22 protein-coding genes and 1 pseudogene are annotated in these 23,421 nt (G+C 69.7%); 12 read left to right on the forward strand and 11 right to left on the reverse strand.

The window, feature by feature from the left end; all coding sequences use genetic code 11:
- Positions 1-250: 250 nt before the first annotated feature.
- Genes M2157_RS09580 through M2157_RS09590 form a run of 3 tightly spaced genes read left to right on the forward strand, consistent with a single transcriptional unit; the run spans position 251 to position 2,444 of the window.
- Positions 251-1,324: an aromatic ring-hydroxylating dioxygenase subunit alpha gene (locus M2157_RS09580; RefSeq protein ID WP_059209325.1), complete on the forward strand. Its 1,074-nt coding sequence runs from the start codon at positions 251-253 to the stop codon at positions 1,322-1,324.
- Entirely contained in the window at positions 1,321-1,509 is a 189-nt protein-coding gene (locus M2157_RS09585) for a hypothetical protein (protein WP_057610121.1), read from the forward strand. The genes M2157_RS09580 and M2157_RS09585 overlap by 4 nt, the downstream gene beginning before the upstream one ends.
- The gene (locus M2157_RS09590; RefSeq protein ID WP_280861391.1) at positions 1,506-2,444 is read left to right on the forward strand and encodes a PDR/VanB family oxidoreductase; all 939 of its coding nucleotides are present in this window, start codon (positions 1,506-1,508) and stop codon (positions 2,442-2,444) included. Before M2157_RS09585 ends, M2157_RS09590 begins: the two co-directional genes overlap by 4 nt.
- On the opposite strand, the gene M2157_RS09595 is transcribed toward M2157_RS09590, so the two are convergent.
- The gene (locus M2157_RS09595; RefSeq protein ID WP_280861392.1) at positions 2,359-3,213 is read right to left on the reverse strand and encodes an IclR family transcriptional regulator C-terminal domain-containing protein; all 855 of its coding nucleotides are present in this window, start codon (positions 3,211-3,213) and stop codon (positions 2,359-2,361) included. The genes M2157_RS09590 and M2157_RS09595 overlap by 86 nt on opposite strands.
- A 155-nt stretch (positions 3,214-3,368) precedes the next feature.
- Between M2157_RS09595 and M2157_RS09600 the strand changes: the two genes are divergently transcribed.
- From M2157_RS09600 to M2157_RS09615, 4 genes are read left to right on the forward strand one after another with little or no spacing between them, the layout of a single operon-like run.
- Positions 3,369-4,340, forward strand: coding sequence for an ABC transporter substrate-binding protein (locus M2157_RS09600; protein WP_280865007.1), 972 nt, complete (start codon positions 3,369-3,371; stop codon positions 4,338-4,340).
- Positions 4,337-5,110, forward strand: a complete 774-nt coding sequence (locus tag M2157_RS09605; protein ID WP_280865009.1) for an ABC transporter permease — start codon at positions 4,337-4,339, stop codon at positions 5,108-5,110. Before M2157_RS09600 ends, M2157_RS09605 begins: the two co-directional genes overlap by 4 nt.
- Positions 5,107-5,886, forward strand: a complete 780-nt coding sequence (locus M2157_RS09610; protein ID WP_280865010.1) for an ABC transporter permease subunit — start codon at positions 5,107-5,109, stop codon at positions 5,884-5,886. Before M2157_RS09605 ends, M2157_RS09610 begins: the two co-directional genes overlap by 4 nt.
- Before the next feature lie 26 nt (positions 5,887-5,912).
- On the forward strand, positions 5,913-6,737 hold the full coding sequence (locus tag M2157_RS09615) for an ABC transporter ATP-binding protein (RefSeq protein WP_280865011.1): 825 nt from the start codon (positions 5,913-5,915) through the stop codon (positions 6,735-6,737).
- Here M2157_RS09615 and M2157_RS09620 read toward each other — a convergent pair.
- From M2157_RS09620 to M2157_RS09650, 7 genes and pseudogenes are all read right to left on the reverse strand, one after another.
- A complete protein-coding gene (locus M2157_RS09620) occupies positions 6,706-8,868 on the reverse strand; it encodes a discoidin domain-containing protein (RefSeq protein WP_280861397.1) in 2,163 nt (720 codons plus the stop codon). The two genes, M2157_RS09615 and M2157_RS09620, sit on opposite strands and share 32 nt — an antisense overlap.
- A gap of 33 nt (positions 8,869-8,901) precedes the next feature.
- Positions 8,902-10,485 (reverse strand): glycoside hydrolase family 13 protein, encoded by a 1,584-nt coding sequence (locus M2157_RS09625; RefSeq protein WP_280861398.1) that lies wholly within the window; start codon positions 10,483-10,485, stop codon positions 8,902-8,904.
- A 32-nt stretch (positions 10,486-10,517) separates the two neighbouring features.
- On the reverse strand, positions 10,518-11,378 hold the full coding sequence (locus M2157_RS09630) for a carbohydrate ABC transporter permease (RefSeq protein WP_280861399.1): 861 nt from the start codon (positions 11,376-11,378) through the stop codon (positions 10,518-10,520).
- Positions 11,375-12,331, reverse strand: a complete 957-nt coding sequence (locus M2157_RS09635) for a sugar ABC transporter permease (protein WP_280861400.1) — start codon at positions 12,329-12,331, stop codon at positions 11,375-11,377. Before M2157_RS09635 ends, M2157_RS09630 begins: the two co-directional genes overlap by 4 nt.
- Positions 12,332-12,336: 5 nt before the next feature.
- Positions 12,337-13,684, reverse strand: a pseudogene (locus M2157_RS09640) (sugar ABC transporter substrate-binding protein).
- Between the two features lie 121 nt (positions 13,685-13,805).
- Positions 13,806-14,801: a LacI family DNA-binding transcriptional regulator gene (locus M2157_RS09645; RefSeq protein ID WP_280865012.1), complete on the reverse strand. Its 996-nt coding sequence runs from the start codon at positions 14,799-14,801 to the stop codon at positions 13,806-13,808.
- Positions 14,802-15,001: 200 nt separating this feature from the next.
- Complete coding sequence (locus tag M2157_RS09650; RefSeq protein ID WP_280865013.1) at positions 15,002-15,652, reverse strand: hypothetical protein; 651 nt, start codon at positions 15,650-15,652, stop codon at positions 15,002-15,004.
- Positions 15,653-15,876: 224 nt separating this feature from the next.
- Between M2157_RS09650 and M2157_RS09655 the strand changes: the two genes are divergently transcribed.
- Together M2157_RS09655 and M2157_RS09660 are read left to right on the forward strand one after the other, a co-directional pair.
- Positions 15,877-16,533 (forward strand): helix-turn-helix transcriptional regulator, encoded by a 657-nt coding sequence (locus M2157_RS09655; protein WP_059209310.1) that lies wholly within the window; start codon positions 15,877-15,879, stop codon positions 16,531-16,533.
- Positions 16,534-16,565: 32 nt separating this feature from the next.
- Complete coding sequence (locus M2157_RS09660) at positions 16,566-17,096, forward strand: hypothetical protein (protein WP_059209475.1); 531 nt, start codon at positions 16,566-16,568, stop codon at positions 17,094-17,096.
- Positions 17,097-17,113: 17 nt separating this feature from the next.
- Here M2157_RS09660 and M2157_RS09665 read toward each other — a convergent pair whose 3' ends face one another.
- On the reverse strand, positions 17,114-18,136 hold the full coding sequence (locus M2157_RS09665) for an alpha/beta hydrolase (RefSeq protein WP_280865015.1): 1,023 nt from the start codon (positions 18,134-18,136) through the stop codon (positions 17,114-17,116).
- A 243-nt stretch (positions 18,137-18,379) separates the two neighbouring features.
- On the opposite strand from M2157_RS09665, the gene M2157_RS09670 reads away from it, so the two are divergent.
- Positions 18,380-18,619, forward strand: coding sequence for a hypothetical protein (locus M2157_RS09670; RefSeq protein ID WP_280861405.1), 240 nt, complete (start codon positions 18,380-18,382; stop codon positions 18,617-18,619).
- A 29-nt stretch (positions 18,620-18,648) separates the two neighbouring features.
- On the opposite strand, the gene M2157_RS09675 is transcribed toward M2157_RS09670, so the two are convergent.
- Both M2157_RS09675 and M2157_RS09680 read right to left on the reverse strand, forming a co-directional pair.
- On the reverse strand, positions 18,649-19,329 hold the full coding sequence (locus tag M2157_RS09675; RefSeq protein WP_280861406.1) for a 4'-phosphopantetheinyl transferase superfamily protein: 681 nt from the start codon (positions 19,327-19,329) through the stop codon (positions 18,649-18,651).
- Complete coding sequence (locus M2157_RS09680; RefSeq protein ID WP_280865016.1) at positions 19,326-20,186, reverse strand: metallophosphoesterase; 861 nt, start codon at positions 20,184-20,186, stop codon at positions 19,326-19,328. The genes M2157_RS09675 and M2157_RS09680 overlap by 4 nt, the downstream gene beginning before the upstream one ends.
- Positions 20,187-20,451: 265 nt before the next feature.
- Here M2157_RS09680 and M2157_RS09685 point away from each other — a divergent pair, with 265 nt between their 5' ends.
- Together M2157_RS09685 and M2157_RS09690 are read left to right on the forward strand one after the other, a co-directional pair.
- Entirely contained in the window at positions 20,452-21,573 is a 1,122-nt protein-coding gene (locus M2157_RS09685; RefSeq protein ID WP_280865017.1) for an ATP-grasp domain-containing protein, read from the forward strand.
- Between the two features lie 163 nt (positions 21,574-21,736).
- Entirely contained in the window at positions 21,737-23,416 is a 1,680-nt protein-coding gene (locus M2157_RS09690; RefSeq protein ID WP_280865018.1) for a carbohydrate binding domain-containing protein, read from the forward strand.
- Positions 23,417-23,421 lie beyond the last annotated feature (5 nt).

A 23,421-nucleotide genomic window follows, 5' to 3' on the forward strand; every position in this document is an offset into this window, starting at 1 on the left:
ACCAGGTCGTCTCACTGACGCTCCCAGGGGGAAAGGGCATGCGGGGACAGCGGAATGGCCGAACCGCGGGGAAGAACCGTGCCCATAATTGGACTAGACCATCTAGCAGTCAAGGTTCTTTGCAGTTAAATGGTCTAGTCCACCCCGGGAGGGTGTCCGGCCTTCCTCTTCCGTGGGACGGAAGCGGTGTTGCCGTGCCCCTGTGAACGCCAAGACGATGCCACCACAACGACAGACGGGAGCCGCAACGATGCCGCACACGACCGCCTTCGCCAGGAACCAGTGGTACGTCGCCGCCTACAGCCATGAGGTCGGACGCGAGGAGTTGCTCGGCCGGACGATCCTCGGTGAGCCGCTCGTGTTCTACCGGACCGAGGAGGACGGGACGCCCGTCGCACTCGCCGACCGGTGTGTGCACCGCCGGTTCCCGCTGCACGAGAAGCCCAGCCGGCTCGACGGCGACCGGCTCGTGTGCGGGTACCACGGGTTCACGTACGACACGACGGGCACCTGCGTGTACGTGCCGGGCCAGAAGCGCGTCCCGCGCACCGCGCGGGTCGCCTCCTACCCCGTCGTCGAGCTGGACTCCCTGATCTGGGTATGGATCGGCGACCCGGCCCTCGCCGACGCCGACACCATCCCGCGGGCCAGGCACCTCGACTCCCCCGGCTGGGTCACCGTCCGCGGCATGGAGCCGATCGACGCCGACTACGGTCTGCTGGTCGACAACCTCCTCGACCTCTCCCACGAGACCTATCTGCACGGCGGCTACATCGGCACCCCCGAGGTGGCCGAGACGCCGATCACCACGGAGGTCGACGAGGGCGCGGGCATCGTGCGGGTGAGCCGGCACATGGACGACGCCGAGTGCCCGCCCTTCTACGCCAAGTCCACCGGGATCAGCGGCCGGATCACGCGCTGGCAGGACATCGAGTACCACGCGCCCTGTCTGTATCTGCTGCACAGCCGCATCGCCCCGGTCGGCGTGCTTCCCGAGGCCGACGGCAGCGACCCGAACGGCTTCCACACCGAGATCACGTACGCCATCACGCCGTCCAGCGACGGTCACGTGTACGACTTCTGGATGGTCTCGCGCGACTGGGCGACCGAGGACGCCGAGGTCACCGAGTTCCTGCGGGGCAACAACCACACCGTCGTCATGCAGGACGTGGACGCGCTCAACCTGCTGCAGCGGACGCTCGGCACCGAGCGCACCGGCTACCAGGAGCTGAGCATCAACATCGACACCGGCGGTCTCGCCGCCCGCCGCATCCTCGCCCGGCTGGTCGAGGAGGGCGACAAGCCCGTGGAGAAGGTCCTGTGAGTGCCGGACCCACCGGGGAGATCTACCGCATCGACTGGCTGCCGGGCACCGATGTCCTGCACGGCACCTGTCACTGCGGCCGCGAGCACACCTCGCAGGACCCGATCGAGATGTGGGAGTGGATGCTCGCCCATCCCCAAGGGCACGAGCCGCCCTCACACGAGCCGCAAGGAAACAGTTCATGAGTGACGCGTACGAAGCCGAACTCGTCGTCGACCGCAGGGACTCGGCGGCCGACGGCGTGCTCGCCCTCACCCTGCGCCACCCGCTGGGCGAACAGCTCCCGCAGTGGGAGCCCGGCGCCCACATCGACGTGGTGCTCGGACCCGGTCTGGAGCGCCAGTACTCCCTGTGCGGCGACCCGGCCGACCGCACCGCCTGGCGGATCGCCGTGCTGCGCGAGCCCGCGGGGCGCGGCGGATCCGCCCATGTGCACGAGCAGTTGGGGCAGGGTGACAAGGTCAGGGTGCGCGGCCCGCGCAACCACTTCACCCTGCGGCCCGCACCCCGCTACCGCTTCATCGCGGGCGGCATCGGCATCACCCCGATCCTCCCGATGCTCGCGGCGGCGGAGGCCCAGGGCGCGGAGTGGACCCTGCTGTACGGCGGGCGGACACGCGAATCCATGGCGTTCACCGAGGAGTTGAGCCGTTACGGCGATCGGGTCACCGTCGCTCCCCAGGACGAGACCGGCCTCCTGGACCTGCCGTCGGTGCTCGACGGGGTCCCCGAGGGAACCCTCGTCTACTGCTGCGGGCCCGGCCCGCTGCTCGACGCGGTGGAGGAGCGCTGCCCGGCCGGACTGCTGCACGTGGAGCGGTTCACGCCGAAGGAGCAACCGGCCGCGGAGAACACGGAGTTCGAGGTCGAGCTGGCACAGACCGGCACGACGGTCACCGTCGCCCCGGACGTCTCGGTGCTCGACGCCGTGCGCGCCTCGGGTGTGGAGGTGCTGTTCTCGTGCACCGAGGGCACCTGCGGCACCTGTGAGACCGACGTCCTCGACGGCACCCCGGACCACCGGGACTCGGTGCTCACGGACGAGGAGCGGGAGGCCGGGGAGACGATGATGATCTGTGTGTCCCGGTGCCGTGGGAAGAAGCTGGTACTGGACCTGTAGCCATCCCGAGATCGGCCTCGATGCCCGCGACCGTCTCCAGCAGTGGCGGCAGCAGGTCCCGCCGCAGGGCGGCGAGTGTCGTACGCCCCGCCTGCACGGGGATGTTGACCGCCGCCACCACCTCGCCGCCCCGGTCCCGCACCGGGGCGGCGATCGAGCGCAGCCCCTCCTCCAGCTCCTGGTCGACGAGGGCGTACCCCTGTCGGCGTACCCGGTCGAGTTCCGCCCGCAGAAGGTCGGGGGCGACGATGGTGCGGGCGGTGAGCGGGGTCAACTCGGCGTGGGCGAGGCGTACTTCGATCTCCTCCTGCGGCAGATGGGCGAGGATCACCCGACCGACCGAGGTGACATGGGCCGGGAAACGGGTGCCGACGGTGATCGACGCGGTCATGATGCGACGCGCGGGAACCCTGGCGACGTACACGATGTCGTCGCCGTCGAGTACGCACAGGGACGACGACTCCCTTGTGCTCTCCACCAGTTGCTCCAGATGCGGTTCGGCGATCTGGGCCAGCGAGAAGCTCGACAGGTAGGAGTAGCCGAGCTCGAGGACGCGCGGGGTGAGCCGGTAGGTGCGGCCGCCGGCGCGGACGTATCCGAGATCGGCCAGCGTCAGCAGGAAGCGGCGGGCCGCGGCGCGGGTCAGTCCGCAGGCGCGGGCGACTTCGCTGAGGGTGAGTTCCGGGTGGTCGGCGTCGAAGGCGCGGATGACGGCGAGGCCGCGCTCGAGGGAACGTACGAAATGGGGAGCGCGGGCTGCTGGGGACATCGTCGCCTCCTGGGAGTTGTTTCCCATGAATGTCAACAATATTGTCAGCCAAAGGCATTGACCCCACCCCCGCGAGCCCCATACCTTTCGCGCTGAGCACCACTGTGCGGTCTGCGCACAGCCTGTCGGAACAACAAGTCTGCACAGGAGGAGCCATGCGTCGTCAGCTCGTCGCCCTCGCGGCCGGAGCATTACTGGTCACCGCGTCGGCCTGTGGTTCGTCCGGTGACTCGGGGGACTCGGACTCGGGATCGTCGTCCGGCGGCACCACCACCGTCAAGCTCGGCCTCATTCCGATCGTCGATGTCGCGCCGGTCTATCTCGGCCAGAAGAAAGGCTTCTACGGCAAGCGCGGGCTGAAGCTCGAGATATCGACCGCGTCCGGCGGCGCGGCGATCGTGCCCGGAGTCGCCAGTGGGCAGTTCCAGTTCGGTTTCTCCAACGTCACCTCCCTGCTGATCGCCCAGTCGTCGGGGGTGCCGGTCAAGGCGGTCTCCAACGGCATCGCCTCAACGGGCGTGGCGGGCAAGGACTTTGCGGCGATCGCGGTGAAGAACGGCAGCTCGATCAAGTCCGCGAAGGACCTGGAGGGCAAGAAGGTCGCCATCAACACGCTGAAGAACATCAACGAGTCCGCGGTGCGCGAGTCGGTCCGCAAGGACGGCGGCGACCCGGACAAGGTGAAGTTCGTGGAGCTGGCCTTCGACCAGATGCCGGCCGCTCTCGACAGCGGCCAGGTCGACGCGGCCTGCGCGGTCGAGCCCGCGCTCGCCACCATCAAGAGCCAGGGCGGCCAGGTGATCGCCTCCCCCATGGTGGACGTGGCGCAGGGCACCACGGTCGCCATGTACTTCACCTCGACGCGGTACCAGCAGCAGAACGCCGACGTGGTGAAGAAGTTCCAGGAGGCCACGGCCGAGTCCCTCGCCTACGCGGACGCCCACCCGGACGAGGCACGCCAGATCATCACGACGTACACCAAGATCCCGGCATCCGTGCTGGCGCAGGTGACTCTCCCGAAGTGGCCGGCCGAGCCGAACAAGGAGTCCATCGAGGCGCTGGCGAAGCTGGGCGAGGAGGACGGGTTCTTCAAGAAGACCCCCGACGTGGACGCGCTGCTTCCGTGAGGCTCCAGAACGCGGCGCTGGGCGCCGCAGGACTCGCGGCCTTCCTCGCCCTGGGCGAGGCGGTGCCGCGGCTCGGTCTGGTCAAGGAGGAGTACTTCCCGCCGACCAGCCGGATCGCGAGTGCCTTCGCCGACGAACTCTCCGACGGCGCGTTCTGGACGGCGCTCGGCGACACCCTCACCGGCTGGGCACTGGGCCTGGCCATCGCCGTCTCCGCGGGGATCGTCATCGGCGTGATCGTCTCCGTCGTGCCGTATCTGCGCGAGGCGACGGCGTCGACGATCGAGTTCCTCCGCCCCATCCCCTCGGTCGCCCTCATCCCGCTGGCGGTGCTGCTGTACGGCAGCGAACTGCGCTCGGTGCTGCTGCTCGTCGTGTACGCCGCCTTCTGGCAGGTCCTCATCCAGACGCTCTACGGCGTCCAGGACGTCGACCCCGTCGCCGACGAGACGGCACGGTCGTACGGCCTCGGCACCTGGGCGCGGATCCGGCATGTGCTGTGGCCGACCGCGCTGCCGTATGTGATGACCGGTGTCCGGCTGGCCGCGGCCGTCGCGCTGATCCTCGCCATCACCGGTGAACTCGTCATCGGGGCACCGGGGTTGGGCGCCCGGATCGCGGTCGCACAGAACTCGCAGGCGGTCCCGGAGATGTACGCGCTGATCGTGGTGACCGGTCTTCTGGGGCTGCTCATCAACGTCGGCGCGCGTACCGTGGAGCGACGGGCGCTGGCCTGGCACCAGTCGGTGCGCGGGGAGGTGGCGGTGTGAAGCGGCTCGTTCTCCGGCTGGTCTTCGTGCTCGCGCTGCCCGCGCTGCTGGTCGCCGTCTGGTGGCTCGCGTCGGACGGCAGCACCAACGTCTTCTGGCCGCCACTGCGCACGATCCTGCAGACCTTCCCGGACGTGTGGACCGCCGAGCGCCTGCGCGCCGACGTCCTGCCCAGCATCTGGCGACTGGCGGCCGGTTACGCGCTGGCGGCCGTCGTCGGGGTGGCGGTCGGCACGGTCATCGGCTCCTACCGGCGGGTGCGGGCGGTGTGCGAACCGGTCCTGGAGTTCCTGCGGGCGGTCCCGCCGCCGGTTCTGCTCCCGGTCATCATGCTGTTCGCGGGCATCGGCGACACCATGAAGGTCACGGTGATCGCGAGCGGCTGTGTCTGGCCGATCCTGCTCAACACGGTCGAGGGCGTGCGCGCGGTCGACCCGGTGATGCTGGAGACGGCCCGTTCCTACGGCATCACCGGCCCCTCGCGCCTGCGCAACCTGGTGCTGCGCTCGGCGAGTCCGCAGATCTTCGCGGGTCTGCGCCAGTCCCTCTCGATCGGCATCATCCTGATGGTCATCAGCGAGATGTCCGCGGCCAGCAACGGCATCGGTTTCACCATCGTCCAGTTCCAGCGCAGTTTCGCGGTCCCCGACATGTGGACCGGGATCCTCGTCCTCGGTCTGCTCGGCTATCTGCTCTCCGTCCTCTTCCAGCTGGTCGAGCGGCGGGTCCTCGCCTGGTACCACGGTCTGCGCGCCTCGACCCGGCGGTCCCCGTGAATCACCCGAACCCGAAAGGGCGGTCCATGCGCGCGCAACTTGGCGTATCCGGCCTGCAGAAGGTCTACGAGGGTTCCGGCCGCCGTGTGGAGGCGGTCCGCGACCTCACCTTCACCGTCGAAGCGGGCGAACTCGTGTGTCTCGTCGGCCCGTCGGGCTGCGGCAAGACGACGCTGCTGAAGTGCATGGGCGGTCTGCTCACCCCGACCGCCGGCGAAGTCCACCTGGCGGGACGGAAGGTGAGCGGTCCCCCGCCCGGGATGGCCTTCGTCTTCCAGGAGTACGGCCGCAGCCTCTTCCCCTGGATGCGCGTCGCCGACAACATCGAACTGCCGCTGAAGCAGAAGGACTTGAGCAGGGCGAGACGACGTGAGCTGGTCGCCGACGCACTGGAGTCGGTGGACCTCACGGAGGCCGCCGGGGCGTATCCCTGGCAGCTCTCCGGCGGTATGCAGCAGCGCGTCGCGATCGCCCGGGCCCTCGCGTACGAGCCCGAAGTCCTGCTGATGGACGAGCCGTTCGCGGCCGTGGACGCCCAGACCCGCGCCGACCTGGAGGATCTGGTACGACGGCTGTGGCGGGAGCGCGGCATCACGATCCTGTTCGTCACCCACGACATCGACGAGGCGGTCTACCTGGGCGAGCGGGTGATCGTGCTGTCGGCCTCCCCCACGGTCGTGCAGGAGCAGCTGAAGGTCGATCTTCCGGACGAACGGGACCAGTTGCACACGCGTGTGGCCCCGCGCTTCGCCGAACTGCGCACCCATGTGTACGAGCAGATCCAGGCGGCGAAGCGCGGAGTCGCTCAGGACGCCGTCGTCACGAAGTCGGATACGCCTCCACCTCGCTGAACTGCCCTGCGGGCCAGCCCGTGTTGGCGCTGACGGAGAGCCGGAGGTAGCGCAGGCCGGTCCCGCTGGGCAGGGAGACGGTGGCGGTGTTGCCGGTCGCCGGGTCGAAGCGGTAGCCCTGCGCGCCGACGACGGTGGCGTAGGTGGCGTTGTCGGTGCTGCCCAGCACGGTGAGGGTCTGGGTGCGCGCGCCCCACGCGGAGGACGGCGGCAGCTTCAGCACCAGGCGGCGGACCGCCTGCACCGAGCCGAGGTCCACGGTCCACGACTGCGGGAACGCGTTGTTGGTGGACTCCCAGTAGCTGTTCGCGTCGCCGTCGACCGCCTTGCCGGGCGTGTATACGTCCTGGGAGCCGGTGGCGGTGGCCGGGCGGCCCTTGGCGAGGTTGCGGTTCGGATCGGGATCCGGGTTGCCCTGTCCGGGCTGCGGCCAGGTCGAGCAGTCCGACCAGGAGGTGCTCCAGCCGGAGTTGCCGCCGCCGTCGGTGAGGGCGAAGGTGCCCGAGTTCGCCGGGTAGGGGCAGTTGTAGACGCCGGCCACGCCGACGCCCGTCGCCGTGACGTCGCGGAAGGTGGCGGCGCCCTGCGCCTCGGCCTGCACGACGACGGTGCCGGCGTTGCGGACGGTCGCGCCGTCCACGGTGACGTCACGGACCGGATACCCCTGTCCGCCGCCGGACACGAACTCGAAGGCGCTGTAGGGGCTGTCGGTGATGGTCGTATTGGTGATGTTCACCGTGGCGTTGATGGCGCTGTCGTAGGAGTCGACCCTCAGCGCTCCCATCGGGTGGTTCCAGTTGGGGTTCATCGCGCCGGCGCGGACCAGGATGTTGCCGTCGACCGTGATGGTGCCGGCCAGCGGGGAGAACGGGTCGAGGAACTTCTGGTTGGAGATCGCGATGCCGCTGCCGAGGGCGTTGGTGTCGAGGACCAGGTTGTTCCTCACCGCGATGTCGGTGCCGCCGTAGATCGCGATGCCGTTGGCCAGGTTCGGCTGGCTGATGGTGTTGTTCTCGAAGCTGCTGTTCGTGTCCGGCGCGTACAGCGACCACATGGCGAGCGCGTCGTCGCCCTGGTTGCGCAGGAAGTTGTTGCGGACGCGGACTCCGCGCGCGTTGCCGTTGAGGTTGAGGCCGTCGGCGGTCATGTCGAGGAAGCGGTTGTTCTCGACGACGAGGTTGTCGTTGTCGCCCGTCAGCCAGAGGCCGACCTTGAGGTGCTGAAGCCACATGCCGGACACCGAACTGCCGCGTCCGAGCGATCCGTTGACGAAGTTGTCCGGGTTGGAGTCGACGCGCTCGGTGACCTCGCCGATGACCGCGAAGTCCTTGATGTGGACGCCCCCCGAGGAGCCGGACTGGTCGACGAAGCGGGAGGAGTGCACGACCGAGTGCCAGCTTCCGGCGCCCTGGAGGGTCACGTTCTGGACTCCGCTGAGCGCGGAGGTCAGCCGGTAGTCGCCCGGCGGGATCCAGACCACTCCCCCTTGGGCGGCGGAGATCGCCTCCCGGAAGGCCTGGGTGGAGTCGCCGTTGCCGGTGGGGTCGGCGCCCTTGGAGGTGACGGACACGGACCCGGCGGGCTGGCCGGCGGCCGCGGCGACCTGCTCGAAGTCGGCCACGTCCACGGTGACTTGGGTACCCGCCGCCTCGAAGGCGACCTTGTCGCCCGCCTGGACGTTCTGCCCGAGCAGGAGGCGGGCGTTGTCGAAGAAGTGGTGCGTCTTGGCCCCGGGGATCCAACTGGTGTCGATGTAGGAGTACTTGGAGGTCACCGGGAGGGTCTTCGCGAGTCTGGTGCCGTTGACGTAGACGTTCAGCGTGCCCGCCTGGCCGTCGGGGACGCTGTAGGCGACGTTCACGGCGTTGGCGGCGCGCGGCACGGTGAACTCGACGCGCCGACCCGAGGCGAGCTGTACCGCCTGCCGCCCGGACGCCTCCGAAGCGAGCGTGCCCTGCGTGTGATCGGGGCCGATCCTCGTGCCGGTCGTGGTGGCGGACTCGGCCTCGACCGAGGTGAAGGGGAGGGTGGCACCCGCCGCCGCGTGGGCGGTGGGCGCCGTGGCGGTGAGAAGGCCGGCGGAGAGGGCGACCACCGTGATGACTGGCATGCCCCTGACAGATCTGCGCATGTGCTGATCCCTTCCTGTGGGGGTGCCGCGGTCTCAGCTCCGGAGCCAGACCGCGGTGTCCTCGGGCAGTCGGCCCGCTTCGTCCAAGGGGCCGCTGGCAAGCAGCAGTGCGGTGTGCTCGGGCAGGTCCACGGCGGTGTCGGCGAGATTCACCACGCACCGGGCACCGCCCGCACGGGCGAAGGCGAGGACACCCTCGGGCGCGGGCAACCAGGTGAGCGGGCCGTGGCCGAAGACCGGCCGGAGCCGGATGGCCTCGCGGTAGAGGCTGAGCATCGACCCGGGGTCCACGGCCTGCCGGTCGACGGCGTACGGCGCCCAGTCGGCGGGCTGCGGCAGCCAGGGCTCGCCGCCGAACCCGGCGTGGGGCGCCCCGGCCGCCCATGGCAGCGGCACCCGGCATCCGTCGCGCCCGGGGTCCGTGCCGCCGGAGCGCACGTGCATGGGGTCCTCGATGCGGTCGCGCGGGATGTCCGCCTCGGGCAGGCCGAGTTCCTCGCCCTGGTAGACGTAGACGGCCCCGGGAAGGGCGAGCGAGAGCAGAGCCGCCGCTCGGGCACGCCGGGTGCCGAGGGCGAGGTCGGTCGGGGTCCCGAAGGCCTTGGCCGCGAAGTCGAAGCCGGTGTCCGTACGGCCGTAGCGGGTGACCGTGCGGGTGATGTCGTGGTTGCACAGCACCCAGGTGGCGGGGGCACCGACCGGGGCGTGCTCGGCGAGGGTCGTGTCGATCGAGGTGCGCAGCCGCCCGGCGTCCCAAGGGCAGGACAGGAAGGAGAAGTTGAAGGCGGTGTGCAGCTCGTCGGGGCGCAGGTAGCGGGCGAAGCGTTCGGTGTCCGGGAGCCAGACCTCGCCGACGAAGACTCCGTCGTACTCGTCGGCGACCGCCCGCCAGGAGCGGTAGATGTCATGGAGTTCGTCGCGGTCGACGAAGGGGTGCGGGTCGGGTCCGCCGGCCAGGTCGGGCAGCGCGGGGTCCTTGGCGAGCAGGGCGGCCGAGTCGATGCGCACGCCCGCCACTTGCCGTTCGAACCAGAAGCGCAGGATGTCCTCGTGCTCCTGGCGGACCGCCGGGTGGGCCCAGTTGAGGTCGGGCTGTTCCGGGGTGAACAGGTGCAGGTACCAGTCGCCGTCGGGCAGCCGCGTCCACACGGGCTCGGTGGAGCCGACGAACTGCGACGGCCAGTCGTTGGGCGGCAGTTCGCCGTGCTTGCCGCGTCCGCGCCGGAAGTGGAACAGCTCGCGTTCGGGGCTGCCCGGGCCCGCGTTCAGAGCTGCCCGGAACCAGGGGTGTTGGTCGGAGACATGGTTGGGCACGATGTCGACGATCGTGCGGATGCCCAGCTCCCGTGCCTCCCCGATCAGCTTCTCCGCCTCGGCGAGGGTGCCGAAGGCGGGGTCGATGGCGCGGTAGTCGGCGACGTCGTAGCCGCCGTCCTTCATCGGGGAGAGGTACCAGGGGTTGAACCACAGGGCGTCCACGCCGAGTTCGGCGAGATACGGCAGCCTGGCGCGGACTCCGGCGAGGTCGCCGGTGCCGTCCCCGTCGCCGTCGGCGAAGCTGCGGACGTAGACCTGGTAGATGACGGCGGAGCGCCACCACTCGGTGGGCTGTCCCACTGGGTTTCCCTTCTGTAGGAGGGCGGGCGGTGTCAGCCCTTCGTGCTGCCCGCGCCGATCCCGGCGACGATGTGCCGCTGGAAGACGAGGAACAGGGCGACCATCGGGATGCTGGCGATCACCATCGCGGCAATGAGCACGGTCAGTTGGATGTTCTGCGACAGCTGGACGAGCGCCACACTGATGGGCTGCTTGTCGGTGTCGGAGAAGACCATCAGCGGCCAGAGGAAGTCCTGCCAGACGGCGACCAGGGCGAAGATCGAGACCACCCCGAGGACCGGCCTCGACATGGGCAGCACGATCGACCACAGGATGCGCGGCTTTCCCGCCCCGTCGATCTCGGCGGCCTCCAGCACATCGCGCGGGAGCTGGTCGAAGAACCGCTTGAGCAGGTACAGGTTGAAGGCGTTGGCGACGGCCGGCAGCCAGATGGCGAGGGGGTCGTTGAGCAGGCCCAGATCGGCCACGGTCAGGTACTTCGGTACGACCAGGGCCTGGGCCGGGACCATCAGCGTGGCCAGGATCCCGCCGAGGACCACCTTGCCGAAGACGGGCCTGAGCCGGGACAGGGCGTAGGCGGCGGCCGTGCACAGGACGAGCTGGAACGCCCAGGCGCCGGCCGCCTGGACCACCGTGTTCCACAGGTGTTGCGGGAGCTGCATGAGGTCCCAGGCATCGGTGTAGCCGTCGAGGTGCCACTGCTCGGGGACGAGAGTGGGCGGCGTGCGCGTCACCTCGTCCGGTGACTTCATCGCCCCGGTGACCATCCAGTAGACGGGGAAGAGGAAGGCGAGCGCGAAGAGCACGACGACGGTGGTGAAGACGGTCCAGTAGACGGCCCTGCCGCGCGGGCGGGCGAGCGTCGCCGGGGAGATCAGGGTGCGGGTGCTCATGCGAGATCCCCCTCCGAGGACCGGGTCAGCCGCAGATACACGGCGGAGAAGGCGCCCAGCAGCACCAGGAGCATGACGCTCAGCGCACACGCCCCGCCGAAGTCGTTGTAGAGGAACGCGTACTTGTAGATCAGGTAGAGAACGGTGACCGTGGCGTTCTCCGGGCCGCCACCGGTGATCACGAAAGGCTCCGTGAACACCTGCATGGTCGCGATGATCTGAAGGAGCATCAGCATCAGCACGACGAACCTGGTCTGGGGGAGCGTCACATGGCGGATGCGCTGGAGGAGGTTCGCCCCGTCCAGTTCGGCGGCCTCGTACAGCTCGCCGGGGATGGACTGCAGGGCGGCCAGGTAGATCAGGACGGTGCCGCCCAGGTTGGCCCAGGTCGCCACGATCACCAGGGAGACGAGTGCGGTGTCGGCGCCGTTGGACCAGTTCGAGGTGGGCAGGTGCAGGAAACGCAGCGCCTCGTTGGCGAGGCCGGCTCCGGGGTCGTAGAACCACTTCCACAGCAGGGCGCTGACCACCGGCGGGATCATGACGGGCAGATAGACCACCACCCGGAAGAACGCCTTCGCGTGCCTCAGCTCATTGAGCACCAGGGCCATGACGAAGGGGATCGCGAAGCCGATGAGCAGGGCCAGCAGGGTGAAGGCGAGGGTGTTGCGCCAGGCGGCGGTGAACTCCGGGTCGTGCCACACGCGGGTGAAGTTGGCGGTGCCGACCCATTCGGGCTCGGAACCCGGCGTGTACTTCTGGAAGGCGATGACGACGGCGCGTATCGCCGGGTACCAGGAGAAGAGGGCGAAGCAGAGCAGTCCGCCGAGGAGGAAGCCGTAGGCGCGGGCCTGGTCGGCGAGGCGGCGCCGCCTCCGGTCCCCTGCGGGAGGCGGCGCCTGGATCGGGGGTACGGCGATGACCTCGTGGGGCGGGCTTTCCACCGTCTTCATGGGGGTCAGCTCCGGGCCAGGATGCCGTCGATCTTGCCGGAGGCGTCCTTCAGGAGCTGGTCGATGTCGGCGTCCTTCTTGGTGAGGACGGCGGAGACGGCTCCGTCGAGGACGGAGTAGATCTGCTGGGCGTTCGGCGGCTCGATCTTCATCCTCAGGGACTGGTTGCCGTCGAGGAAGGCCTGGTAGTTCTCCACCGGCACATTGGCGTTGGCCTTCTTGACCTGCTGGTCCTTGGCGTCGGCGGCGCCGGTGAACAGGCGCGGCTCGGGCAGGCCGACCGGGGCGTCGGCCTTCTTGGCGCGGGCGTAGTCGCCGAGGAAACCGGCGCCGGGCCTGAGGAACATGTGGTCCAGCCACTTCAGGCCCGCCCTGATCTGGTCGGGGCTCGCCTTCTTGTTGACCATGTAGCCGTCGCCGCCGATGAGCGTGCCCTTGCCGCCGGGCATCGGGGCGAGCGCGAGGTCCTGGTAGTCGCCGCCCTTCTCCTTGACCAGGATCGGGATGTTGTCCGGGGCGGAGAGGTACATGCCGAGCTTGCCCGAACCCATCATCTGCTGGACGTCGTTGATGACGAGGAGCTGCTTGCTGCCCATCGAGTCGTCGGTCCAGCGCATGTCGTGCAGGTTCTGCAGGACGGCCCGGCCCTCGGGGGTTGTCGATGGTGGCCTTCCTGCCGTCCGCGCTCACGACGTCACCGCCCTGGGAGTAGAGCTCGGCGGTGAAGTGCCAACCGCCTTGGTTCTGGGCGCTGTAGTCGGCGTAGCCGACGGTGCCGTCGCCCAGTGCGGCGATCTTCTTGGCGTCGGTGCGCAACTCCTCCCAGGTGGCCGGAGGTTGCTCGGGGTCGAGGCCGGCCTTCGCGAAGAGCTTCTTGTTGTAGATCAGGCCCATCGAGTAGCCGGTGCGCGGGATGCCGTAGATCTTCCCGTCGACGGTGTAGATGTCGCGCAGCTGCTGCTGGAGGGTGCCGTAGCTCTTCAACTCCTTGACGTACGGGGTGAGATCGGCCGCCTGGTTGATGTCCACGACGTGCTTGGCGTCGGTGAAGTACGTGTAGAAGACGTCCTCCATCTGCCCGCCGGCGAGCTTGGCGTCGAAGGTCTTGGGGTCCTGGCAGGGGAACGCGTCGTGCGCGACGACGTCGATGTCCGGGTTCTGCTTCTCGAAGGACGCGATGTCCTGCTCGAAGAACCGGCGGTCTACCTTGGCGCTCTTGGGCGGCATGCAGTTGACCGTGATGCGGGTCTTGCCGCTCGCCGTGTCGTCGCCCGATCCACAGGCGGAGACGGCGAGGGCAAGGGAACAGACACTGAGCGCTGCGACGGTTCGGCGGTACCCGGTGCTTCTCATCGGTGGACCCCTCGTGGCAGGAGCGGTGGGCGCCGCACACTCAAGCACCGCCGACATCCGTCCGCAAGATGTCGCGTAGAATCTGTAATTATTCGACAGAGCGATGGCAGAGCCGTGGATCTCAGCCGCGAGGCGCTTGCGCGGTGGACCCCCGGACCACCAGCTCGGGTTCGAAGAGCAGTTCCTCGGGCGGTACGGCACTGCCGCCGACCTGCGCGTTCAGCAGCTCCACGGCGGCCCGGCCCATGGCCTCGATGGGCTGACGGACGGTGGTCAGCGGAGGTTCGGTGCAGTTCATCAGGGCGGAGTCGTCGTAGCCGACCACCGACACCTGGCCCGGCACGTCGAGCCCCTTGCGGCGGGCCGCCCGGATGACGCCGAGGGCGAGGGGATCGCTGGCGCAGATGAAGCCGGTGACCCCGCGGTCGATGAGCCGGGCGGCCGCCGCGTGCCCGCCCTCGATGGAGAACATGGCCCGCGCCACCCGTTCCTCCGGCAGCTCACCGAGCCCCTGCGCCGCGGCCAGCTTGCGTGCCGACGGCATGTGGTCCGCGGGCCCCAGGACCAGCCCGATCCGCTCGTGCCCCAGGGAGGAGAGGTGCCGCCAGGCCTGCTCGACGGCCACCGCGTCGTCGCAGGACACACCCGGGAAGCCGAGGTCGTCGATGGACGCGTTGACCAGCACGACCGGGATGTTCCGGTCGGCGAGCCGCCGGTAGTGGTCGTGCGGCGCGTCCGCCTGGGCGTAGAGCCCGCCGGCGAAGACGACGCCGGAGACCTGGTGCTGCAGCAGGAGATCCACGTAATCGGCCTCGGACACCCCGCCCTTGGTCTGGGTGCACAGCACCGGCGTCAGCCCGAGCTGGGCCAGCGCCCCGCCGATGACCTCGGCGAACGCCGGGAAGATCGGGTTCTGGAGCTCCGGCAGCACCAGCCCCACGAGCCGCGCGCGCTCACCGCGCAACTGCGTGGGCCGCTCGTACCCGAGCACGTCCAGCGCGGACAGCACCGCCTGCCGGGTGGCCTGGGAGACTCCCGGTTTGCCGTTGAGCACCCGGCTGACCGTGGCCTCGCTGACCCCGACCTTCTTCGCCACCTCGGCAAGTCGTCGCGTCATGAACGCAAGAATAGCGCAAGTTATGCAAGCCGCTTGCGTAAACACGCTGAGCCAGATCCAGAGGGGGAGGGTCTCGATGGCCGGTCCCGCGGTGAAGCCCGAGTGAGCCGGGAGGGCGGCCCCGTGGAACACCCTTGCTCCACGGGGCCGGACTCTTACTGACGAGGCGCCGTCGACGACCTGAACGCCGACGGTGCCCGTCAGGCCCGGGGGGTGGGGACCACCGTGAGATGTGTCGTCGCGCGACGCGGGCGGCGCCTGGTGGGAGCCGGGCGGAGCACCAGGGTCAGCCGGGTGTAGCCCAGGTCGCGCAGGGTGCGCGGCGTCTCGTCGACGACCCGGCAGTCCGTGGCGCCCCAGCGCGGGTCGGGGTGCACCAGCGGGCGTACGGAGCCGTCGTGCTCCACGGCCCGCTCGCCGACCGCGCGGATCCAGTGCGGCAGGCCGTGCCGGTAGGCGGCGTCCATGATCGGGTCCTGGGCGATGTCCCGGCGGATCGCCTGGATGCCGTGGTCGTGGCCGTGCCGCTCCACCGCGGCCGCGAAGTGCGCGAGCATCGGCAGACACCAGCGCGACTCGTGCTCGCCGAGGACGCTGCTCGCGTCGGGGTGGAAGAGGACGAACCGGAGGAAGTTGTCGTCCGGCATGGCCGTCGGATGCGGACCCACGGCACGGAAAAGTGACGCGAAAGCGGCGTTGGCGAGTACGACGTCCCAGCGGTGGTCGAGGACGACGGACGGGAAGGGGACGGCTTCCAGGAGCGTGGCGTAGTCCTGTAGATACGCCTGGGCTTCGAGCCCCTCGGGGACGGGCCGCAGTTCCGACCGCTGCCCACCTGCCTGATATGCCATCGGGAGGTCACCCCTCTTGCCTATGCGGCCTTCACGCGGCGCCTTGATCCTGCTTCCCCGGAACGAGTCGTGTCAACTATCGTGGCATTCCGTAGCGGTTGACGGCTGAAATTGGCCACAGTTGTGGCGACACCTGGATGTGAGTTCGAACAACGGGCTACTCTCCGGGAAGTTCACGGCGACCGCCTGTGAGTAGTCGGGTGAGAGACGTAGGAGATCTGTCGGTGTCGGATGGCTTCGAGAGCCCGGACGACGCGGCAACGGTCGTACTGACGGCCGTCGTCGCCCGCGTCACCGCACTCTCCGACCGGCTCGGCGTGCCGCACGCGCAGGTCTTCGACACCGGTCGGCTGTCCGTCGCCTCGGGTGTCCCCGAGCCCGTGGTCAAGGCCCTGCTGAGCGGGCGCCCGGCGGGTGAACCGGACGTCCAGGCGCGGTTCCTGCAGCGGCTCGACCTGTTGCGCCGCACCCGGCTCAAGCCCAACGGGCGCAAGTACACCCAGCAGGAGATCGCCGACGGCGCGGGCATGTCCCGGCAGCAGGCGGGCGCCCTCATCAACGGCGACCGGCGACCCACCATGGAGCACTGCGACGCCATCCAGCGGTTCTTCCGGGTGCACGCCGGGTTCCTGACGGCCGAGGACCCCGAGGCGCTCGCGGGTGCGCTCCAGCACACCGAGCAGGAGCTCCTGCACAAGCTCGCCGACCGGGAGCGGGAGGCCGCCGCGGCCGCCCACGACCCGCTGGAGCGGCTGCTCCAGGACCACGGCGTCCGCGGGATCGCCTGGCGGGCCGCGCAGCTGCCCACCGACCAGCACCGTGACAAGGTCGCCGAGTGGCTGGACATGCTCTTGGAGAGCGTCAAGCGGCCCGAGTCCTGATCCGGGAGACAACTGTGGGCATCGGTAAGCACATGCGCCGCCTGAGCGGCGAGTTGGTGGCGGAGCTGGAACTCGACGCCCCGGCACGGCCCGAGGACCTCTACGGCGCCCTGTGCGACGCGATGAGCAGACGCCGGGGCCGCCCGGTCCACTTCCGTACGGCGCCCTTCCCGCCCGGCACGGCCAGCGGGCTGTGGCTCGACATGGCCGACCAGGATCTCGTGGTGATCGAGGAACGCACCGCCCCCGACCACCAGTTGGTCATCCTCGGCCACGAGCTGTGGCACATGAACGCCGGCCACTGCTCCCACCACGTCGAGGGCGCGGCGGTCGCCGCCCGCCTCCTCAGCGACGACGCCGATCTCCAGGCCACGGTCCGCAAGGTGGCCGCCCGTAGCCGCTTCGAGCTCGACGACGAGCGGGAGGCGGAGAGCTTCGGCCTGCTGCTGGCCAGCAAGTGCCGGACGTGGCTGGCCGGTTCGTCCCTGCGGGGGCCGGTGCAGCGGGACCGTCTGGCGGGCCGGATCGAGGCCTCGCTGGGGTATCTGGGGCCACAGGGCTGACCTGCCCCGACGTCACGTCACGTCGCGCTGCGTTCGCTCGCCTCTCTCAGGTCACGCTCCACGCCACGTGTCCGCGAGGTGCCGGGGCCGCCCTCCCGGAGCAGCTGCCTCCAGTGGTCACGGCTCCAGTCCGCCGGAGCCGTGGTCGCCGTGAACTCCTCGACCAGCGAGACGAACCGCGTGGGATCGCTGTGGAACGGGAAGTGACCGGCGCCCTCGAAGATCTCCAGGCGGCTGCCCGGCATCGCCTCGTGCGCCCCGAAGGCGTGCCGGACGGGTACCACGCTGTCCCGGTCGCCCCACAGGAGCATGGTCGGCATGCCCTCGGTGAGGTAGCAGCGGTCGAGCATGGTGACGACCTGGCCCCGCCAGTCGACGACCGCGCGCAGGGTGCGGATGAAGGCGTTGCGGGAGGTCTCGTCCGGGAGCGCGTCGACGAGGTTGAGCAGATCCGGGGCGTCCTGGCCGAGGTCGGTGTCCAGGAGCTTCATCAGGCGGACGGCGAGACCGACTTGGAGGCGCATGCCGGGCAGCCGCAGCGAGGACAGCACGAGGTGGGCGCCGGGCAGGGAGACCAGCCGCAGCACGGGGTTGACCTCGCGGCCCACACCGCCGGCGCTGACCAGGATGAGCCGCTCGGTGCGCTCGGGGAACTGGTAGGCGAACTGCATGGCCACTCCCCCGCCCAGGGAGTGCCCGACCAGGGTGGCCGACTCGATGCCCAGGGTGGTGAGCAGATCACGGACGCCGTTGGCGTACGCGGCCACCGAGTAGTCGGCCCGCGGCTTGTCGGAGTCGCCGTGACCGAGCAGGTCGGGGGCGATCACGGTGTGGGTGCGGGCGAGGTCGGGAATCAGCTCGGCCCAGGTCGCCGAGGAGTCGCCGATGCCGTGGATGAGGACGAGCGGCGGGCCCTCGCCCGCCATGCGGAAGGCACGGCGGTAACCGTGCACCACGCGGTACCGCAACTCCAGTTCTGCGTCGCCCACCGAGCGCAGCCGGACGGCGCGCACCGGGCGCCGGCGCGGGTCGTCGACCATGTGCTCGCCTCCCGTTCTCCTGGCCGCGGATCAAGACGGCCGAAAGCCCTTCCTCCCAGCGTAGGACTGCTTTCCCCCCAGTGATTTCGGTGAGGTTTCGCCTCCGCTAAGCGGGCGAACGAACGGGCGCGGAAGCCAGATTGTCAGTGGTGGACGGCAAGCTGGAGATGCACGCCCGTACGGGCTGCGACCGACGCGCCCCGTCCGGGGGTGCGACCGACGCCGACTTGGGGAGAGCCGCCGATGCCCACCGCCGTACTGACCGACCGTGAGCGCACCGCCGTCCAGGCCTATCTGCGGCTGCTGCACACGGTCCGAGCCGCCTTCGACACCGCGGCCGGCCCGCCCGACACCGCCCGACCACCGGTCGTCCCGCCGGCGGTCCTCGCCGAGGCCGAACAGGCGCTGGCAGACGCGGGCCTCGCGGGCAACGAGGAGGCGTTCTTCCGGCTGCTGCAGAGCTGGTGTCCGCCGGAGCCGTAGAGACGAGACGTACGACCCGCGCCGTGCGCTCAGGCGTGCGGCACGGTCACCGATGTCGCGACCAGGCCGCCCCGGACCGTCCAGCGGCCCTCGAAGACGCCCCGGCGCTCGCCGCCCACCAGCGGGCCGGGGACGAGGAGTTCGGCGCGCAGAGTGCCGCCTGAGGGCTTTGCGGGGTCGACGAGGATCTCTATGTCGGCCTCGGTGAAGTCCAGCCACTTGCCGGTGAGCGGGAACCACGCCTTGTAGACGGACTCCTTGGCGCTGAACAGCAGCCGGTCCCAGTGGACCGCGGGGTACGTCCCGGCGAGTTCCCGCAGCCTGACCCGCTCGCCGGGCAGGGAGACACTCTCCAGCACGCCCTCCGGGAGCGGCCCGTGGGGTTCGGCGTCGATGCCGAGGGAGGCCAGGTCGGCAGCTCGGACCAGGGCGGCGGCGCAGTAGCCGTCGCAGTGGGTCATGCTGCCGGTGAGGCCGGCCGGCCACCGCGGGGCGCCGCGCTCCCCGGGCAGAACCGGCTGCGGCGGCACCCCGAGCTTCTCCATGGCCCGGCGGGCGCAGGCCCGCACGACGGTGAACTCACGGCGGCGTTTGGGGACCGCGAGGGCGACCAGCGCGGCTTCCTCCGGGTACAGCGTGGTGTTCTCCGGCTCGTCGTGACCGTGGACCTCGACGGCCACCACCGAGTCCGGCAGGAGTTCCTCGATCACCGTGCGCCGACCTCCCCGGGCACGATCCGGCGCAGCCGTCCGGGCGGCTCCGGCCGCTTGCGCCACTCCCGCGGATAGCCCACCGACACCTCCTCGAAGCGGACGCCCTCGTGCCAGGTGGTCCGCGGGATGTGCAGATGGCCGTAGACCATGGTCTCGACGCGGAACCTGCGGTGCCAGTCGGCGGTCAGCGTGGTGCCGCACCACATCGCGAACTCGGGGTACCACAGGACGTCCGTCGGGTGCCGGTCCAGCGGGTAGTGGTTGATCAGGACCGTGGGCAGGTCGTCGGGGAGCGCGGCGAGTCTGCGCTCGGTCCCGGCGACCCGGGCCCGGCACCAGGCCTCGCGGGTCGGGTGGGGATCGGGGTGCAGCAGGAACTCGTCGTTGCAGACGACGCCGGTGCCGTGCGCGTACTCCAGGCCCTGCTCCTTGGTGGTGCAGCCGGCCGGCAGGAAGGAGTAGTCGTACAGCAGGAACAGCGGGGCCACGGCGACGGGACCGCCGGGGCCGTCCCAGACGGGATAGGGGTCCTCGGGGGTGAGGACGCCGAGGTCACGGCACATCTGGACGAGGTGCTCGTAGCGGGCGACCCCGCGCAGGGTGACGGTGTCCTTGGGATGGGTCCACAGTTCGTGGTTGCCGGGGGCCCAGACGACCTGGCGGAAGCGGCCGGCGAGGGTCTCGAGGGCCCAGCGGACGTCGGCGACGGTCTCGGCGACGTCACCGGCCACCAGGAGCCAGTCGTCGTCGGTGCCGGGGCGCATCCGCTCGACGAGGGCGCGGTTCTCGGGATAGCCGATGTGAAGGTCACTTACGGCCAGCAGCTGGGCCGCACCACCGGCCGTAGACGTCACCTCTCGCCCCCTCCGTGCACCCGGGTGGGACCACGAGAACACATTTGTTTTCCTGGTACAAGAGTGGCCCGGGGCGGCGGGGCTTCATGATCGGGAATTCCGTAACACGGGTGTTGCACGCGTGCCCCCTGGAAAGCCGTATGATCGCCCCACCACCACCGCATTGAAACTTCCCCTTCGCAAGGGGCTGTTTGGTGACCCTCCAACCACCCTGCCCGGGCACGGGCCTGCTTCGCCCTGCCCGCAAACCCGAAAGGCGGCCTGCATGCTCTCTCGCGTACGCGTCTGGCTCAACCGCACGTACGCGGAGAACGTGTTCTTCATGGATCAGTTGCGGCGAAATCCCAGCGCCAGAGCCGTCGAGATCCATGCGACGCACGGTGACGCCGACTCGCCCGTGCTGGCCGCCGCGGACACCGCCGAGCTGGAGCCGGAGGGGCTGTCCCCGGCCGGCTACGTCGAGTTCGCCCTCGACCAGTGCCAGCGGCGTGGCATCGACGTGTTCGTGCCGCGGCTGCACCAGGCGGCGATCGTCGCCCACCGCGCCGACTTCGCCGCGATCGGTACGGCGCTGCTCGCTCCCCCGCCGGAGGCCGTCGCCGTCTTCCACGACAAGGTCGTCGCCTACGAGGCGGTCCAGGCGGTCGGTGTTCCGGTGCCGCCGTGGTGGCGGGTGCGGACCGCGGACGAGCTGGTCGCGGCCGTGGAGGAACTGGAGGCCGGCGGTCACAAGGCCTGCTTCAAGCCCGCGTCCGGTGCGGGCGGGGTGGGCTTCCGGGTCATCACGCGCGCGCCCTTCTCGCTGGCGCAGCTCAACGGGTTTCCCAGCCCGTACGTGTCGCTCGACACGGTCGTCGAGGCGCTCGATCAGGCCGACGAACAGGTGGACTGGCTGGTCATGCCGCGTCTCGAGCAGCCGGAGGTGTCGGTGGACACGCTCACCGGGCCGGACAATCGGGTGCGGCTGGCGATCGGACGCACGAAGAACGGACGGCGGCGCGGGTTCACCCAGCACGAGCAGTGGCTGGAACCGGCACGGCTGATCGCCGAGGGGTTCGGGCTGCACTATCTCTCCAACATCCAGTTCCGGATGTTCGGTGACCGGCCCGTGCTCATGGACGTCAACACGCGGCCTGCGGGCGGGCTGCACCAGCTGTCCCTGTGCGGGGTCAACGTGCCTTGGGCCGCTGTGCAGTTGGCGCTCGGTGAGGACACCGGGGTGATCGAGCCGCCGTTCCTGGGGCAGGACTACACGGTGGTGTCGGGGCTCAGGCAGTTGCGGCCGGTGTCGGTGCCTCATCAGCGGGTCGAGGAGGTCGGGCCGTTGTTGCCTTCCGTTCACGCACCTGCACCTTCGGTGGAAACGGCTCAGGCCCTGCCGCTTTAGGTTGCCTGCCGGGCGCGGGTTGTCCTGATACAGCCCGCGCCCCTGGGCAGGTCCAACTTCCGTCAGTTGTCTTGACAGGTCGATTGGTCCATACCAACTTGGTTGCGCACCCCCCTGCACCTCTCTGCACTCCCGAACACCCCCATATCTTCAGGGAGATCGCGTGCGCAACCCACTCAGACGTTCCAGACTCCTCGCTCTCCTCGGCTCCGCCGCACTGGCTTTCGTCGGTGCCGTCGCTCTGCCCGGCACGGCCCAGGCGGCCAACGTCCTGACCAACCCCGGCTTCGAATCCGGGAACCTCTCCCCCTGGACCTGCACCGGCAACCTCGGGTCGGTCGTCTCCTCCCCCGTGCACGGAGGCTCCAAGTCCCTTCAGGGCGCGGTGAGTTCGAGCGACAACGCGCAGTGCAACCAGACCGTCGCCGTCCAGCCGAACACGACGTACAGCCTCAGCGGCTGGGTGCGCGGCTCCTACGTCTACCTCGGCGTGAACGGCGGTTCCTCCACCTGGACCTCGTCCCCCTCGGCGTACAGCCAACTCACCACGAGCTTCACCACCGGCGCCTCCCAGACCAGTGCCACGGTCTACGTCCACGGCTGGTACGCCCAGGGCACCTACTACGCCGACGACATCAGCCTCGACGGCCCCGGCGGGGGCGGTGGTTCGGACGCGCAGGCGCCGAGCGCGCCCGGGAGTCTGCGGTCCACCGGGAAGACCTCCTCCAGCGTGTCCCTCGCGTGGAACGCCTCCTCGGACAACGTCGGGGTGACGGCGTACGACGTCTACAGCGGGTCGAACCAGGTGCTGAGCGTGTCCGGCACCAGTACGACCGTGAGCGGCCTCGCCGCCAGTACCTCCTACACCTTCACCGTGAGGGCCCGGGACGCGGCCGGCAACGTCTCGGCGGCCTCCAACGCCGTGTCCGTGACGACCGATACGGGCGGCGGTGGCGGGACCGGCTTCAAGCAGGCCGCCCCCTATCTCTACCTCGGCTGGGGCGATCCGCCGAGCGCGACCTCGGTGATGAGCGCGACCGGGATCAAGTGGTACACGATGGCGTTCATCCTCTCCTCCGGTGGCTGCAACCCCGCCTGGGACGGCAGCAGGCCGCTGACCGGCGGCAACGACCAGTCCGTCATCAACTCCATCCGGTCCGCGGGCGGTGACATCGTCCCGTCGATCGGCGGCTGGAGCGGCAACAAGCTCGGTCCGAACTGCTCGACCCCCGAGGCGCTGGCGGGTGCCTACCAGAAGGTGATCGACGCGTACGGCCTCAAGGCCATCGACGTCGACATCGAGAACACGGACGAGTTCGAGAACGCGACCGTGCAGGACCGGATCCTCAACGCCCTGAAGATCGTCAAGGCCAACAACCCGGGCCTGAGGACCATCCTCACCTTCGGCACCTCGACGACCGGGCCGACGTACTGGGGCAACCGGCTGATCGAGCAGGCCGAGGCGCTGAACGCGAACATCGACGTCTTCACGATCATGCCGTTCGACTTCGGCGGCGGCAGCGACATGTACGGCAACACCGTGAACGCGTCGGAGGGGCTGAAGACCAAGCTGAAGTCGACCTTCGGGTGGGACGACGCGACGGCGTACGCCCACATCGGGATCTCCGGCATGAACGGGCTCAGTGATCAGCAGGAGTTGACCAGCACGGCGATCTGGACCCAGATCCGTGACTGGGCGAACTCCCGTCACATCGCCCGGCTCGCGTTCTGGTCGGTCAACCGGGACCGGCCCTGCCCGGGCGGCGGAGTGACGAGCAACTGCTCCGGCATCAGCCAGAACAACTGGCAGTTCACCTCGATCACGGCCGGCTTCACCGGCTGATCCGA

The sequence above is a fragment of the Streptomyces sp. SAI-127 genome (assembly GCF_029894425.1).
Lineage (GTDB): Bacteria > Actinomycetota > Actinomycetes > Streptomycetales > Streptomycetaceae > Streptomyces.

Coding starts and splice junctions, on each gene's coding strand:
- M2157_RS09630 (WP_280861399.1), bottom strand. CDS start 11,378: ATGAGCACCCGCACCCTGATCTCCCCGGCGACGCTCGCCCGCCCGCGC.
- M2157_RS09620 (WP_280861397.1), bottom strand. CDS start 8,868: ATGCGCAGATCTGTCAGGGGCATGCCAGTCATCACGGTGGTCGCCCTC.
- M2157_RS09600 (WP_280865007.1), top strand. CDS start 3,369: ATGCGTCGTCAGCTCGTCGCCCTCGCGGCCGGAGCATTACTGGTCACC.
- M2157_RS09660 (WP_059209475.1), top strand. CDS start 16,566: ATGCGCCGCCTGAGCGGCGAGTTGGTGGCGGAGCTGGAACTCGACGCC.
- M2157_RS09650 (WP_280865013.1), bottom strand. CDS start 15,652: ATGGCATATCAGGCAGGTGGGCAGCGGTCGGAACTGCGGCCCGTCCCC.
- M2157_RS09595 (WP_280861392.1), bottom strand. CDS start 3,213: ATGTCCCCAGCAGCCCGCGCTCCCCATTTCGTACGTTCCCTCGAGCGC.
- M2157_RS09635 (WP_280861400.1), bottom strand. CDS start 12,331: ATGAAGACGGTGGAAAGCCCGCCCCACGAGGTCATCGCCGTACCCCCG.
- M2157_RS09665 (WP_280865015.1), bottom strand. CDS start 18,136: ATGGTCGACGACCCGCGCCGGCGCCCGGTGCGCGCCGTCCGGCTGCGC.
- M2157_RS09670 (WP_280861405.1), top strand. CDS start 18,380: ATGCCCACCGCCGTACTGACCGACCGTGAGCGCACCGCCGTCCAGGCC.
- M2157_RS09615 (WP_280865011.1), top strand. CDS start 5,913: ATGCGCGCGCAACTTGGCGTATCCGGCCTGCAGAAGGTCTACGAGGGT.
- M2157_RS09590 (WP_280861391.1), top strand. CDS start 1,506: ATGAGTGACGCGTACGAAGCCGAACTCGTCGTCGACCGCAGGGACTCG.
- M2157_RS09645 (WP_280865012.1), bottom strand. CDS start 14,801: ATGACGCGACGACTTGCCGAGGTGGCGAAGAAGGTCGGGGTCAGCGAG.
- M2157_RS09580 (WP_059209325.1), top strand. CDS start 251: ATGCCGCACACGACCGCCTTCGCCAGGAACCAGTGGTACGTCGCCGCC.
- M2157_RS09685 (WP_280865017.1), top strand. CDS start 20,452: ATGCTCTCTCGCGTACGCGTCTGGCTCAACCGCACGTACGCGGAGAAC.